The organism is Achromobacter sp. K91 (genome assembly GCF_003576205.1).
Classification (GTDB): domain Bacteria; phylum Pseudomonadota; class Gammaproteobacteria; order Burkholderiales; family Burkholderiaceae_B; genus Achromobacter; species Achromobacter aegrifaciens.
Genome location: NZ_QWFB01000002.1, coordinates 53,932 through 67,495, shown reverse-complemented (window position 1 = coordinate 67,495; position 13,564 = coordinate 53,932). Strand labels below are relative to the sequence as shown.

The 13,564-nt window shown below is 68.0% G+C and carries 13 protein-coding genes; 10 read left to right on the top strand and 3 right to left on the bottom strand.

What is annotated here, in order from left to right:
- Nucleotides 1-117: 117 nt before the first annotated feature.
- From DXK93_RS00480 to DXK93_RS00460, 5 genes are read left to right on the top strand one after another with little or no spacing between them, the layout of a single operon-like run.
- On the top strand, nucleotides 118-1,170 hold the full coding sequence (locus DXK93_RS00480; protein WP_054450386.1) for a substrate-binding domain-containing protein: 1,053 nt from the start codon (nucleotides 118-120) through the stop codon (nucleotides 1,168-1,170).
- A gap of 19 nt (nucleotides 1,171-1,189) precedes the next feature.
- Nucleotides 1,190-2,113 carry an NAD(P)-dependent oxidoreductase gene (locus DXK93_RS00475; protein ID WP_054450385.1) on the top strand — a complete coding sequence of 308 codons (924 nt, stop codon included), beginning with the start codon at nucleotides 1,190-1,192 and terminating at the stop codon, nucleotides 2,111-2,113.
- The gene (locus DXK93_RS00470; RefSeq protein WP_119449028.1) at nucleotides 2,106-2,915 is read left to right on the top strand and encodes an ABC transporter permease; all 810 of its coding nucleotides are present in this window, start codon (nucleotides 2,106-2,108) and stop codon (nucleotides 2,913-2,915) included. The genes DXK93_RS00475 and DXK93_RS00470 overlap by 8 nt, the downstream gene beginning before the upstream one ends.
- Nucleotides 2,903-3,697 (top strand): ABC transporter permease, encoded by a 795-nt coding sequence (locus DXK93_RS00465; protein WP_054450381.1) that lies wholly within the window; start codon nucleotides 2,903-2,905, stop codon nucleotides 3,695-3,697. Before DXK93_RS00470 ends, DXK93_RS00465 begins: the two co-directional genes overlap by 13 nt.
- Complete coding sequence (locus DXK93_RS00460; RefSeq protein ID WP_119449027.1) at nucleotides 3,697-4,491, top strand: SDR family NAD(P)-dependent oxidoreductase; 795 nt, start codon at nucleotides 3,697-3,699, stop codon at nucleotides 4,489-4,491. The genes DXK93_RS00465 and DXK93_RS00460 overlap by 1 nt, the downstream gene beginning before the upstream one ends.
- Here the strand turns inward: DXK93_RS00460 and DXK93_RS00455 are convergent.
- Nucleotides 4,488-5,381 (bottom strand): LysR family transcriptional regulator, encoded by an 894-nt coding sequence (locus tag DXK93_RS00455; RefSeq protein ID WP_054450378.1) that lies wholly within the window; start codon nucleotides 5,379-5,381, stop codon nucleotides 4,488-4,490. The genes DXK93_RS00460 and DXK93_RS00455 overlap by 4 nt on opposite strands.
- A 96-nt stretch (nucleotides 5,382-5,477) precedes the next feature.
- Here DXK93_RS00455 and DXK93_RS00450 point away from each other — a divergent pair, with 96 nt between their 5' ends.
- Both DXK93_RS00450 and DXK93_RS00445 read left to right on the top strand, forming a co-directional pair.
- Nucleotides 5,478-6,809, top strand: coding sequence for an arylsulfatase (locus tag DXK93_RS00450; RefSeq protein WP_054450376.1), 1,332 nt, complete (start codon nucleotides 5,478-5,480; stop codon nucleotides 6,807-6,809).
- Between the two features lie 41 nt (nucleotides 6,810-6,850).
- Nucleotides 6,851-7,816 carry a tripartite tricarboxylate transporter substrate binding protein gene (locus DXK93_RS00445; protein WP_119449026.1) on the top strand — a complete coding sequence of 322 codons (966 nt, stop codon included), beginning with the start codon at nucleotides 6,851-6,853 and terminating at the stop codon, nucleotides 7,814-7,816.
- A 10-nt stretch (nucleotides 7,817-7,826) separates the two neighbouring features.
- On the opposite strand, the gene DXK93_RS00440 is transcribed toward DXK93_RS00445, so the two are convergent.
- Together DXK93_RS00440 and DXK93_RS00435 are read right to left on the bottom strand one after the other, a co-directional pair.
- Entirely contained in the window at nucleotides 7,827-8,567 is a 741-nt protein-coding gene (locus DXK93_RS00440) for an SDR family oxidoreductase (protein WP_054450373.1), read from the bottom strand.
- Nucleotides 8,568-8,605: 38 nt separating this feature from the next.
- A complete protein-coding gene (locus tag DXK93_RS00435) occupies nucleotides 8,606-9,946 on the bottom strand; it encodes a CitMHS family transporter (protein ID WP_119449025.1) in 1,341 nt (446 codons plus the stop codon).
- A 156-nt stretch (nucleotides 9,947-10,102) separates the two neighbouring features.
- Between DXK93_RS00435 and DXK93_RS00430 the strand changes: the two genes are divergently transcribed.
- The 3 genes from DXK93_RS00430 to DXK93_RS00420 are packed head-to-tail and all read left to right on the top strand — an operon-like array spanning nucleotide 10,103 to nucleotide 13,311.
- Nucleotides 10,103-10,810: a response regulator transcription factor gene (locus DXK93_RS00430; RefSeq protein ID WP_054450369.1), complete on the top strand. Its 708-nt coding sequence runs from the start codon at nucleotides 10,103-10,105 to the stop codon at nucleotides 10,808-10,810.
- The gene (locus tag DXK93_RS00425; protein ID WP_233564472.1) at nucleotides 10,767-12,236 is read left to right on the top strand and encodes a sensor histidine kinase; all 1,470 of its coding nucleotides are present in this window, start codon (nucleotides 10,767-10,769) and stop codon (nucleotides 12,234-12,236) included. Before DXK93_RS00430 ends, DXK93_RS00425 begins: the two co-directional genes overlap by 44 nt.
- Nucleotides 12,226-13,311: an ABC transporter substrate-binding protein gene (locus DXK93_RS00420; protein ID WP_119449024.1), complete on the top strand. Its 1,086-nt coding sequence runs from the start codon at nucleotides 12,226-12,228 to the stop codon at nucleotides 13,309-13,311. The genes DXK93_RS00425 and DXK93_RS00420 overlap by 11 nt, the downstream gene beginning before the upstream one ends.
- The last annotated feature ends 253 nt before the right edge of the window (nucleotides 13,312-13,564 follow it).

The following is a 13,564-nucleotide window of genomic DNA, read 5'->3' as shown; positions in this document are numbered from 1 at the left end:
TACAAAGAATAAGCGCGGAAGAATCTCGTTCAACCCCGAGAAAACCCTAGAGATAGACCATCGCGTTTCAATAACTGTATATTCACACCATCAAATTTCTGAAAGCGCTTTCAAAACATGAAGCGAAAGTCGGCTCCCCTATCCGGGGACACCCTGAAGTCCATCGCCGCCGCCGGCGGCATCTCGTCGGCAACCTTGTCGCGGGTGTTGAACCACCCGGAAAAAGTGCGGCCCGACCTGCGCGCGCGCGCCATGGCCCTGCTGGCCGAGGCTGGCTACGTGCCGCACGGCGCAGCCCGTTCGCTCGCTTCCCGCAAGACCCGGACCATGGGCGCCATCATCCCCACGGTGGACAGTGCCCTGTTCGCCAAGCTGGTCGACGGCATGCAGCAAGCGATCCACGAGCACGGCTATCAGCTGCTGCTGGCCAGCACCAACTACAGCCCCGCGCGCGAAGCGGGTGAAGTGCGCGCGCTGATCGAGCGCGGCGTGGACGCCATGATGCTGGTCGGGCGTAGCCGCGACCCGGAACTCTACGAACTGCTGCACTCCAAGGGCATCCCCTTCGTCACCACCTGCCATTACGACGCCGCCGATTCCTGGCCCATGGTGGGCTGGGACAACGCCGCGGCTGCGCAGCGCATCGCCGACTACCTGCTGGACATCGGCCACCGCCGACTTGGCGTGATCGCCGGCATCTCCAAGGACAACGACCGCGCCGCCGACCGCGTCGCCGGCTTCACGCGCGCCCTGACGCGCCGCGGCATCGAACTGCCGCCGCAATACGTCATCGAAAAGCCCTACACCGTGCCCGAAGCCCGCCGCGCCATGGCCACCCTGCTGCGCCTGCCCGAGCCGCCCACCGCGGTCATGTGCGGCAATGACATCCTGGCCTATGGGGCGCTGCAGGAATGCCTGTGGCAAAACCTGCGCGTGCCCGAGCAGATTTCGATCACGGGCTTCGACAATATCGAAATGGCGGCCCATTGCCGGCCCGGCATCACCACCCTGAACGTGCCGGCCTTCGAGCTGGGCCAGCGCGCCGCCCAGATCCTGCTGGCCGCCGATGCCGACACGCCGCCCGAAAACGTCTGCATCGAACTGGAATTGATCGTCCGCGACACCACCGCGCCGCCGCGCAGCAGCACCAGTGCGCGGCTAGGCCGCTGACCACAACGGAGCAAGCCCCATGGAACACATCGAATCACCCCGCATTGCATTCCTGGGCCTGGGCGTCATGGGGAGCGCGATGCTGCGCAACCTGGCCGCGCAAGGGTATGCAGTATCAGGCTACGACGTCGTTCCCGCAGCCATGGAGCGCCTGGCCGACACCGGCTTCCGGCGGGCCGCCACGCCACTGGACGCCGCCCGCGGCTGCGACGTGGCGATCACCATGCTGCCTACCTCGACCCACGTCCGCGACGCCTTGTTCGGCGCCGATGGCGCGGCGGCGGGCTTGAATCCGGGCGCCCTGGTCATTGAAATGAGCACGGGCGACGCGGTCGAGACGGACCGCATCGCCGCCGATCTCGCAGCCCTGGGCCTGCGTTGCATGGATGCCCCCGTGGGGCGCACGCCGCGCGAGGCGGCGCAGGGCAAGGCCTTGATCATGGCCGGCGGCGCGCAGGCCGACTTCGACCAGGCTGCGCCCATCTTCGCCGCCATGGCCAACGAGATCGTGCATGTGGGCCCTTTCGGTTCGGGCATCCGGCTCAAGCTTGTCAACAACTACATGTCCATGGTCGGCATGGTGCTGACGGGCGAAGCGCTGATGTTCGCCGCCAAGCTCGGGCTGGACCGCGCCACTGTCGTCAAGGTGCTGTCCAACACCACTGCGGGGCGCGGACAGCTCCTGACCAATTTTCCCGGCAAGGTGCTGGCGGGCGACATCAGCCCCGACTTCCCCATGCGCATGGGCTACAAGGACATCAACCTGGCCATGAACCTGGCCGCCTCGGTGGGTGCGCCGCTGGGCCTGGGCGGCTACGCCCGCGAGATGTTCGCGCTGGCCAAATCATGGGGACGGCAGGAGCAGGATTGCACCGCCATGCTGCTGCTGCTCGAGGACGTGGCCCATCTGGACCGCCAGGCGACGGGGTCCGGCCATGAGTGAGCACATCGCAACCCTGCCCGCGCAGCGGCCGCGCGCATCGCGCCGCCGAATCACCGTGGGTGTGGCGGCCGTCGCCATCGCCTTTGCCGCCTGGTGGATCGTGTCGGCGCTGGGCCTGGTCAATGGCGCGCGCTTTCCCACCCCGCTCACCACCTGGCAGGCCGCGGTGCAGCTCTCGCGCGATTCCGGCTATGCCGGCGGCACGCTGTTCCAGCACATCGGCCACAGCCTGCGCCTGGTATTCCTGGGATTCCTGGTCGCGATCGGCACCGGCGTGCCGCTGGGGCTGCTGATGGGATTCAGCAAGCGCATCGACGCGCTGGTCGGGCCGGTGTTCTCGCTGCTGCGCCCGATTCCGCCACTGGCCTGGATCCCGCTGGCCATCCTGTGGCTGGGCCTGGGGGATCCGGCGAAGATCTTCCTGATCTGGGTGTCCTCGTTCACACCTGCCGTCATCAACACCTACGCAGGCGTGCGCAACATCGACCCCACGCTGATCGAGGCCGCGCGCGTGCACGGCGCGGGCAATCCCGTCCGCATGCTGCGCGAGGTCCTGATACCCGGCTCCATGCCCATGATCTTCACCGGCCTGCGGCTGTCGCTGCAGACCGCGTGGATGACGCTGGTGGCAGCCGAACTCATCGGCGCCTTCATCGGCCTGGGCAAGGTGCTGGACACCGCGGCGCTGGACATCCGGCCCGGCATGATCCTGTACGCAATGGTCTGGGTGGGCCTGTTGGGCGCGGTGATGACACGCGGACTGGAATGGATCGAAAAGAGGGCCTTGCCATGGCTACGCTGACACGCGCCTCGGGCGACCCGCCCGCCTTCACCTTCGGCTTGTCCTGCCTGGGGCTGGCCGGCTTCTTCCTGGCCTGGCATCTGCTGAGCGTGGCGGGCGTGTTCCCGCCCAACTACCTGCCCGGCCCGCTGACCGTGCTGCAGACCATCGCGCAGTACAGCAGCGAACCCTATTCCGGCGCCACGCTCTGGACGCACCTGGGCGCCAGCCTCTACCGCTTCGCCTGCGGCTTCCTGCTGGCCGCGGCGGTAGGCATACCGCTGGGCTTGCTGATGGGCTGGTACCGCTGGCTGGACGACGTGGTCAGTCCGTTCTTCGATGCGCTGCGCTTCGTGGCGCCCATCGCCTGGGTGCCGTTCGCCGGCCTGTGGTTCGGCACCGGCATCGGCGGGCCCACCCTGATCATCTTCGCCGGCGCCTTTCCGCCCTGCCTGATCAGCGCCTACCGCGGCGCCAAGTTCGTCGACACGCGACTGCTGGAAGCCTCGCGCACGCTGGGCGCCAGTGGCCCGCGCATCGTGGCCGAAGTGCTGCTGCCGGCGTCGCTGCCTTCCATCCTGGCCGGCCTGCGCGTCAGCGCCGGCATCGGCTGGCAATCGCTGGTAGGCGCGGAACTGATCGTGGTGGGCAACGGCATCGGCTACATGATGGTCCAGGGGCAGCTCAACGTCGCCACCAATATCGTCATGGCCGGCATGATCGCCATCGGCATCGTCGGCATCTGCATCGACGTTGCGCTGCGCATGTTTGAACAGCGCCTGAAGGCGCGCTGGGGACGTTGATGGACCACGCAACGCCAGACTCAACCTTGTCGGTCATTGTCACAGGCGGCGCAAGCGGCATCGGCGCGGCGGTATGCAGGCGGGTGATCGAAGCGGGCGGCTCCGCGGCTATCCTTGACCTCAACCAGGAAGCCGCGCATACGCTGGCGCGGGAACTGGGGCCGCGCGCGGTGGCCGCCCCGGGCGACGTGCTGGACGAGGCCGGACTGCGGGCCACCCAGGAACGACTTGCCGCCCTCCTACCCGCGGTCAACGGACTGGTGAACTGCGCCGGTATCGCCCAGGTTCCAACCGCCATCGAAGACTATCCGGTGGAGGCCTGGGCCCGTGTGGTGGATTCCCACCTGAAAGGCACCTATATCGCCTGCCGCGTATTCGGCAGCGCGATGGCCAAGCGCGGACGCGGGGCGGTCGTCAACGTGGCGTCCGTGCTGTCGTTCCGCCCCGGCCCGGTACTGGCCTACGGTCCGGCCAAGGCCGCGGTGGTAAATCTGACCGAAGCCCTCGCGGTGCAATGGGCGCGCCGCGGCTTGCGCGTCAACTCCATCGCGCCCGGCTGGACCGACACGCCCTTCCTGAAACCCAAGGAACGGCAGGGCGAGCGCGACATGACGCCGATCCTGAACGCCACGCCGCTGGGCCGCCTGATGCAGCCGAGCGAGATCGCGGAAGTGGTGTTCTTCCTGCTGTCGCCGGCGGCCTCGGTCATCACTGGCGCCACCATCCCCTGCGACGGCGGCGTCATCGCAGGATCTGGATGGGCGCCCTACGGGGGCTTTCCGCAAGCTGGCTAAGCGCGGGGCGTGGCCTCCAGCACCGCCGCGCGGAACTCCTGCATCAGCGGCGACCAGGTGGCGCCGTGCCGCGTAACCAGCGCCATGCTGCGCCGCAGGGGCCGGCCCAGCGCCACCGGCAGTTCCGCAATGCCTGGACCCAGCGCACTATGCGGCATCAGCGCCAGCAGGTCCGAGGCCGCCAACAACGCCAGCGCGCCCCCGGAAAAATGCTGCACCTCCAGCGCCGCCGCAGGTTGCGCCAGGCCCGCCTCGGCATAGCGGGCCTCCAGCGCCTGGCGCGCCACCGACCCCTGCATGGGCAGGATCCAGCGTTGGCCTGCCAGGTCGCGCAACGCCAGCTTGCGCCGCGACGCCAGCGGATGCTTGCGGCTGGCGGCCACGCACAGGCCGTCCTCGCGTATCGATTCCTGATGCAGCGAGCCCGGCACGTCGGCATAGATCGGTGTCACCGCAAGGTCCAGCCTGCCGCCCGCGACCTGCTCGTTGAGATCGTCCGACTGGCCTTGCGTCAGCTGCACCCGCAGCGCGGGCCGGCGCGGCAGCAGGCGGCGCAGCGCCGGCATCACCACGCTGTCCACGGTAGCGCCGGTCGCGCCGATACGCAGCAGCCCGGCCTCGCCCAGGCGCAGCTCCATCGCATTGCGCACGGCGTCGCGGTACTCCGCCCAGAGCCGCTGCGCATGCTCGCGGAACGCCAGGCCCGCCGAGGTCAGGCGCAGCCCGCGGCCGCCGCGGTCCAGCAACGCCAGCCCGGTATCGGCTTCCAGCCGTTGCAGGGACTTGGACAGCGCCGGCTGGCTGACGCCGCAGGCGGCCGCGGCGCGGTCCAGGTTGCCGTGTTCCACCACGGCCAGGAAGTACTCGATGTCGCGCAGGGACAGATTCATAATCGTTGGTTATGCATAGACTCAGCTTCAGGAATATTAAGCCGGGCCTGCGCTCCTAGAATCCCTGGATAAACCCGCAGACAGGAGACGCAGCGCGTGGACAAGAAGCCCAATATCGTATTGATCGTGGCCGACAACCTGGGATGGGGCGAATTGGGCTGCTACGGCGGCGGCGCGCTGCGCGGCGCGCCCACCCCCAACATCGACCGGCTGGCCTCGGAAGGACTGCTGCTGCAGAACTTCAACGTGGAAAGCGACTGCGTGCCCACGCGCTCCGCGCTGATGAGCGGGCGCCATCCCATCCGCACCGGTTGCCTGCAATCCGTCCCTCCCGGCCTGCCACAAGGCCTGGCGCGCGACGAAATCACACTGGCCCAGCAATTGTCCGGCCAGGGCTACGCCACGGCGCATTACGGCAAGTGGCACCTGGGCGACATCCCCGGCCGCTATCCGTCCGATCGCGGCTTCGACGAGTGGTATGGCATCCCGCGCACCACGGACGAAAGCCAGTTCACCTCGTCCATCGGCTTCGATCCCTCGGTCGCCGACATCCCGCACATCATGCAGGGCCAGGCCGGCTCGCCTTCGGAAAACGTCAAGGTCTACGATCTGGAGACCCGCCGCGGCATCGACGCCGAACTGGTCGACCGGTCCATCGGCTTCATGCGCAAGCATGCAGAGGCCAGCCGCCCCTTCTTCCTGTACCTGCCGCTGGTGCACCTGCACTTTCCCACCCTGCCGCACCCGGACTTCGCGGGGCGCACCGGCGCCGGCGACTTCGCCGACTCCATGGTGGAAATGGACCACCGCGTCGGCCAGATCGTGCAGGCGGTGGATGAACTGAAGCTGCGCGACGACACCGTGTTCATCTTCTGCAGCGACAATGGCCCGGAATTCCGCAAGCCCTACCGCGGCACCGCCGGTCCCTGGACCGGCACCTACCACACGGCCATGGAAGGCAGCCTGCGCGTGCCCTTCATGATCCGCTGGCCGGGCAAGGTCCAACCCGGCCAGGTCTCCAACGAGATCGTGCACGTCACCGACCTGTACACCACGCTGTCGCGCATCGGCGGCGCGTCCATGCCGCAGGACCGTCCCATCGACGGCATAGACCAGACCGACTTCTTCACCGGCGCCAGCCCGACCTCGCTGCGCGAGGGCTTCCTGTTCTACATCAAGAACGACCTGCGCGCGGTCAAATGGCGCGACTGGAAGCTGCATTTCTACTGGGAACCCGAGGTCAACGAAGGCAAGGGAAAACTGGAGTCGCCGTACCTCTTCAACCTGAAGCAGGACCCCAAGGAAGAAAGCGACATCCTCATCTTCAATACCTGGGTGCTGGGGCCCATCCTGAAAATGGTGCAGTCCTTCAATCAGTCCTGCGCCGCGCATCCGAATACGCCGCCCGGCAAGCCGGATCCGAGCTGAGACGCGCGGCGGCCTGAGCAAAAAAACACAAAGGGGAAATCATGAAATTCGCTATCCGCTGCTGCGCGCTGCTGCTGGGCGCCGCGCTGACCGCCACCGCCGGCGCGGCAGACGCCAAGCTGGAATGGCCCGGCAAGCAGATCACCTGGGTGATCGGCTTCGTTCCGGGCGGCACCGCCGACGTGCTGACCCGCATCGCCGCGCAGGAACTGGCGCGGCGCAGCGGCTTGAACGTTATCGTGGAAAACCGCCCCGGCGCGGCGGGCGCGATCGCCCTGCAGCTGGTGGCGCGCAGCAAGGCCAGCGACGGCTATCTGCTGACCGTGCCCGGCCCGCTGATCTACCCCACGCCCCAGCCCGAGATCGGCCGCGAACTGGCGCCCGTCATCCTGATGGCCCAAGGCCCCATGGTCATTGTCGGTCCCGCCAAGGACGCCCGGGCATCCCTGCAGGACGTGCTGGCCGATGCCCGCCAGCGGCCCGAAGCCTGGAGCTACGGCAGCTCGGGCAACGGCACATCGCAAAACCTGGCGGGCGAACTGCTCAACCAATATGCCGGCACCCGCATCGTGCATGTGCCCTACAAGGGCGGCGGCCAGGCGGTGGCCGACGTGGCCGGCGGCCAGATCCCCCTGGCGATCCTGGGTTCGGCACCGGTCATGCCGCAGATCAAGGCCGGCACGCTGAAGGCCTACGCCGTCACCACGCCCTACCGCCTGGACAGCCTGCCCGACGTCCCCACGGTGGAAGAGTCCGGCTTCAAGGGCTACGCCGCCACCCAGTGGTTCTCGGTCGCGGCCAGCAAGGACATCCCGGCCGCGCAGCTCGATCAGGTCAACGCCGCGCTGCGCGCCGCCGTCGCCACGCCCGAATTCAAGGCCGCCCTGGAAAACGCCGGCATGATCGCCGGCGGCGGCTCACGGGACGAACTGCAGTCGTTCATCCAGGCGGATAGCGCCAAGTGGCAGAAGCTGATCGACAGCGGGGCGGTGAAGCTGGCGAATTGAGGACCTTCCCTCAACTCATATACACGCCGCCATTGATGGCGTAGTTGGCTCCCGTCACGAACGCCGCCTCATCCGACGCCAGCCAGGCGCACAGCCCCGCCAGATCCTTGGCAGTACCCAGCCGGCCCACCGGCACGCTTTCGACGATACGGTCCAGCAACGCCGGCGGGAACGCCTTCACGGTGTCGTCGGCGATGAAGCCCGGCGAGGCCAGGTTGACGGTGACGCCGCGGGCCGCGACTTCCTGGGCCAGCGAACGGGTGAAGCCGATCACGGCGCCCTTGGCGGTGGCGTAGTTGATCTGGCCGATCTGGCCCTTCTCCGCGGCCACGGAGCCGATGTTGATGATGCGGCCCCAGCCGCGGTCCGCCATGCTGTCGACCACCTGCTTGGTGGTGTTGAACAGCGTGTCCAGATTGCTGCGCAGCACCGCCGACCAGTCCGCCTGGCTCATCTGGCGAAAGCGCATGTCCAGCATGGCGCCGGCATTGTTCACCAGCACGTCGATCTCCCCGACCTCGCGCCGCACCTTGGCGAAGGCCGCCTCGGTCGAGGCCCAATCCGTGGCGTCGCCCTCGGAGGCGACGAAGTCGTAGCCCAGGGATTTCTGTTCCTTCAGCCAGTGGTCCTTGCGCGAGGAGCGCGGCCCGCAGCCTGCCACCACGCGGTGTCCCGCGTTGTGCAGCGCCTGGCAGATCGCGGTGCCCGTGTGGCCCATTCCGCTGGTGACGTAAGCAATGCGCAAAGCCATGTACTTCCCCTTTTGAAAAGACGGTATCGCGCCGCCGCTCAGCCGATCCGGCCGACCAGCGGGAACAGGCCGAACGCCAGCGCCGCGGCCAGCATCACCAGGCAGACCATCGTGGCCCACTTGAGCGAATAGCGCTGGTGGTCGCCGAAGTCCACGCCGGCCAGGCCGACCAGCAGGTAGGTCGAAGGCACCAGCGGGCTCAGCAGGTGCACGGGCTGGCCGATCAGCGAGGCGCGCGCCATCTCGACCGGCGAAATTCCGTAGCCCTGGGCCGCTTCGCTCAGGATGGGCAGCACGCCGAAGTAGAAGGCGTCGTTGGACATGAAGAAGGTGAAGGGCAGGCTCACCAGGGCGGTAATGCCGGCCAGGTACGGGCCCATGGCGTCGGGAATCACCGCCAGCAGGCTGCGCGACATCGCCTCGACCATGCCCGTGCCCGACAGGATGCCGGTGAAGATCCCGGCCGCGAAGATCAGCGACACCACCGACAGCACATTGCCCGCGTGCTGCGCGACGCGGCGGCGCTGCTCGGCCAGGTCCGGATAGTTGATGACCAGCGCGATCGCGAAGGCGATCATGAACAGCACCGGCAGCGGCAGCACGCCCATCACCAGGCTCACCATCAGGGCCAGCGTCAGTCCGGCGTTCACCCACAGCAGCTTGGGGCGGCGCAGGTCCTGGTCGACCTCGATCTCGGGCAGGTTCTTGGGACCGTCCTCGTCATAGCCGGCGTGCAGCGAAGCGCCGTCCGGCAGCGACAGCACGCCCAGGCGGCGGCGTTCACGCAGGCCCAGGCAGAACGCCAGGATCAGGATGGCGACAATGGCCACGCCCATTACCGGCACCAGCGGCACGAAGATGTCGCCCGCGTCCACGTGCAAGGCGCTTGCGGCGCGCGCCGTCGGGCCGCCCCAGGGCGTCAGGTTCATGACGCCGCTGGCCAGCATCGCCAGACAGGTCATGGACAGCGCGTTCATCTTCAGGCGGCGATACAGCGGCAGCATCGACGCCACCACGATCATGTAGGTGGTCGAACCGTCGCCGTCCAGCGAAATCACCAGCGCCAGCACGGTCGTGCCCACCACGATCTTCAGCGGATCGCCCTTCACCGCGCGCAGGATGCGGCCCACGATGGGATCGAACAGGCCGGCGTCGATCATGACCCCGAAATACAGGATGGCGAACATCAGCATCACGCCGGTGGGCGCGATCTTGCGGATGCCGTCCAGCATCATCTTGTCGATGCCCGACCCGAACCCGCCCAGCAGGGCGAAAATAATGGGGACAAGGATCAGCGCCACCAGCGGCGACAGGCGCTTGGTCATGATCAGCGTCATGAACGTGATCACCATGCCGAAGCCAAGCAGGGTCAGAAGCATGAGGGTTATCTCCGACTAGTCGTTGTTATGCGTAAACGCGCCTCCGGCTGGGGATGCGCGACCGCAAGACTAGAAATAAAAGCTGTCGGCAACCTGTCGTTTTTGAACGCGGGTGCGGCGCGGGGGGGCTAGTCCAGCCATGCGACAATCGCCCCTATGCGCATACTGGTGATCGAAGACGACGCGGACCTGGCCGACGCACTCGTGCGCCGGCTGCGCCGTCTCGGCCATGCAGTCGACTGCCAGAACGACGGCCTCAGCGCTGACGGCGTGCTGCAATACGAAACCTTCGACCTCGTCATTCTGGACATCGGCCTGCCCCGCATGTCGGGCTTCGACATCCTGCACCGCCTGCGTGACCGCGGCAGCAAGACGCCCGTGCTGGCGCTGACCGCCCGCATCGACATCGAAGACCGCGTCCACGCCCTGGATACCGGCGCCGACGACTACCTGGCCAAGCCCTTCGATTTCCGCGAGCTGGAAGCCCGCTGCCGCGCCCTGCTGCGCCGCCCCAGCCCCCAGGCGTCCGGCATGCTGCGCTTTGGCGAGCTGGTCATCGACAGCGCCGCGCGCCAGGTCACGCTGGCCGGCCAGCGCATCGAACTGCCCAAGCGCGAATACAGCCTGCTGGAAATCCTGCTGGCCGGCATGAACCGCGCCGTCAGCAAGACCGAAATCGCCAACAAGCTGTTCGCCTTCGACGACGATGCCGCGCCCAACGCCATCGAGGTCTACATCGCCCGGCTGCGCCGCAAGCTCGAAGGCTCGCCGCTGCGCATCGAAACGCAGCGCGGCACCGGCTACCTCCTGACCGCCACCGATGACCACGACCGCCCCGCCGCGCCCGGCCCCGGCCGGGAGTGACTCCGCCACGCCCGCCGCCGCGCAGGGCCGCATCTCGATCAAGCGCCGCCTGCTGGCCATGCTGCTTGCGCTGTTCGTCGCCGCCCTGGCCACGCTGTATCTGCTGGTGCGCGGCTACGCCAATCAGACCGCCGACACCACCTACGACCAGTTGCTGCGTTCCTCGGTGCTGTCCATCGCCGACAGCCTGCAGCTGGTGCAGGGAGAGTGGCGCATGGACATGCCTTATGCCTCGCTGGCGCTGCTGGAGCAGGCGCCGCGCGACCGCGTGTTCTATCGTGTCGGCGACGCGGGCGGCGCACTGATTTCCGGCTATGCGGACCTGCCAGCGCCGCCCGCCCGTGGCAGCGAAGGCCCGGCGTACTCGCCCCGCCTGTACGACGCCAGCTACCAGGGCGAGCCGGTGCGCATCGCCTGGATGGAACGCAAGATCGCCGGTCCCCGCAATGCCGAGACCGCCCTCATCCAGGTCGCGCAGACCCGCGAAGCCCGCAACGCGCTGGCAGCGGGCATCTTGTGGCAAGGCACGCTGGCGCTGATCGGCTTTACCGCCGCGGCGCTGGCGCTGGCCTACTGGGGCCTGCTGCGCTCGCTGTCGCCGATCCGCCGTATCGAGCGCGAACTGGCCGCCCGCAGCGCGGCGGACCTGCATCCCATCGCCGCTCCCGTGCCGGAGGAACTCGACACGCTGGTGCACTCGCTGGATGGCTTCATGGCGCGCCTGTCGGAAAACCTGGACACCCTGCGCCTCTTCATCGCCGAAGCCGCGCATCAGCTGCGCACGCCGCTGGCCGCGCTGCACGCGCAGATGGAAGTGGCGCTGGACGAGGAAGATCCCGCCGAACAGCGCCGCAGCCTGCTGGCCGTGCTGCGCAACGCCGAGAAACTCTCGCGCCTGGTCAACCAGCTGCTGAGCGACGCCAGCGTCATCCACCGCAGCAACGTGCGCCAGTTCCAGCCGGTGGACCTGGCCGAGCTGCTGCGGCAGGCGGTGTATGACACGGTCCCGCAAGCCGATCCCCAGCCCGACGTGCGCCTGCATCTGCCCGCCACTGCGCCCGGCAATCCGCCCACCGTGCTGGGCGACAGCCTGATGCTGCGCGAAGCGTTCAAGAACCTTATCGACAACGCCCTGCGTCACGGCGCCACGGACGACGGCCACATCGACGTGCGGCTGGAGCCGGAGGACGATGGCTGGCGCATATCCGTATCCGACCAGGGTCCGGGCATACCGCCGGCGCTGGCCAACGCCGCCTTCGAGCGCTTCGTGCGCGGTCCCAACCCGCGCGCGTCCGGCGCCGGCCTGGGCCTGTCCATCATCAAGCGCGTGGTCGACATCCATCAGGGCCGGCTGGCCCTGAGCAACCGCGTGGGCGGCGGCCTGGACGCCGTGGTCACGCTGCCGCCCCGCCCCCATGAAGCTTGATCTCCTGAAACCCCTGCGCCTGCTGGCGGCGCTCACCGCGCTGCTGCCCTTTGCTGCCGGCAACGCCGCGGAAACCAGCGCCGACGGCCTGACGCTGGGGCCCGTGGACAGCAGGAACGTACTGGTCGTGCACGCCTCCAACAGCGTGCAGGTGTTCCGCGGCGTGCTGGAAGACTTCAGCAGGCTCAACCCCGGCCTGCGCCTGGAATACACCGAGCTGTCCACGCAGGAGCTGTATGCCGGGACGGTTTCCCGCGCCACGCAGGCGCCGGCAACCAGATCCGGCCCCGACATCGTCATCAGCAGCGCGATGGACCTGCAGACCAAACTGGTCAACGACGGCTACGCGCAACCCCACATCTCGCCGGAGACCCGCGCCCTGCCCGCCTGGGCCAACTGGCGCGACGAGGTCTTCAGCATCGGCACCGATCCCATCGTCATGGTCTACAACACCAGCAAGCTCGCGTCCGCAAGGGCGCCGCGCACCCGGCGCGAGCTGCTGTCCCTGCTGCAGGCGCCGGACCAGCCCCTGGCCGGCGCGATCTCCACTTACGACGTCGAGGGCAGCGGCATCGGCTACCTGGCGGCCACGCAGGACACGCGGCTGGACAGCATGGCTGGCGCGCTGCTGGCCGAACTGGGCCGCAACCGCGTGGCCGTGCACGCGTCCACCGAAGACGCGCTGGACAAGCTCGAACGCGGCGAGATCACGCTGGCCTACAACCTGCTGGAGTCCTACACCCGGCACCGCATCGACCTGGGCGCGCCGCTGGCCATCGTCTATCCGCAGGACTACACGTTGATGCTGTCGCGCTCCGCCATCATTCCCCGACAGGCGCCGCGGGCGGATCTGGGCGCGATGTTCCTGGACTATCTGCTGTCGCCGCGGGGCCAGGAAATGGTCGCGCGGCAATCGGGCATGCGGCCCGTGAGCGCATCGGCCAACCCGGAAGCGGGCGTGCGGCCGGTGGCGCTGGGCGTAGGACTGTTGGTGTATCTGGATGCACTCAAGAAGCGGCATTTCCTGGATCTGTGGCGCGCGGCGGTCCGTCCGCCCGGCGGCCCCCACCACTGACGCGATCTCCCCGCCCGCACTGGTATACACAACCCGGTACACCAAGACCACCTCTGAATCCGGACCCTTTTTGTCCGGACAATGCACCCACTTTTTTCATCCGCCCCGGGGTTTTGCGAGGATAATTTCCTTGTGGCAGCGCCGCGGCAATCCAGGCCGGCCAGCCTCTCCCATGCCGGCAAATCACCGCCGCGCAGCGCTCCCCCGATCTGGCCGGAGCCACCTCTACAACGATCTGTGATACGTGACAGCG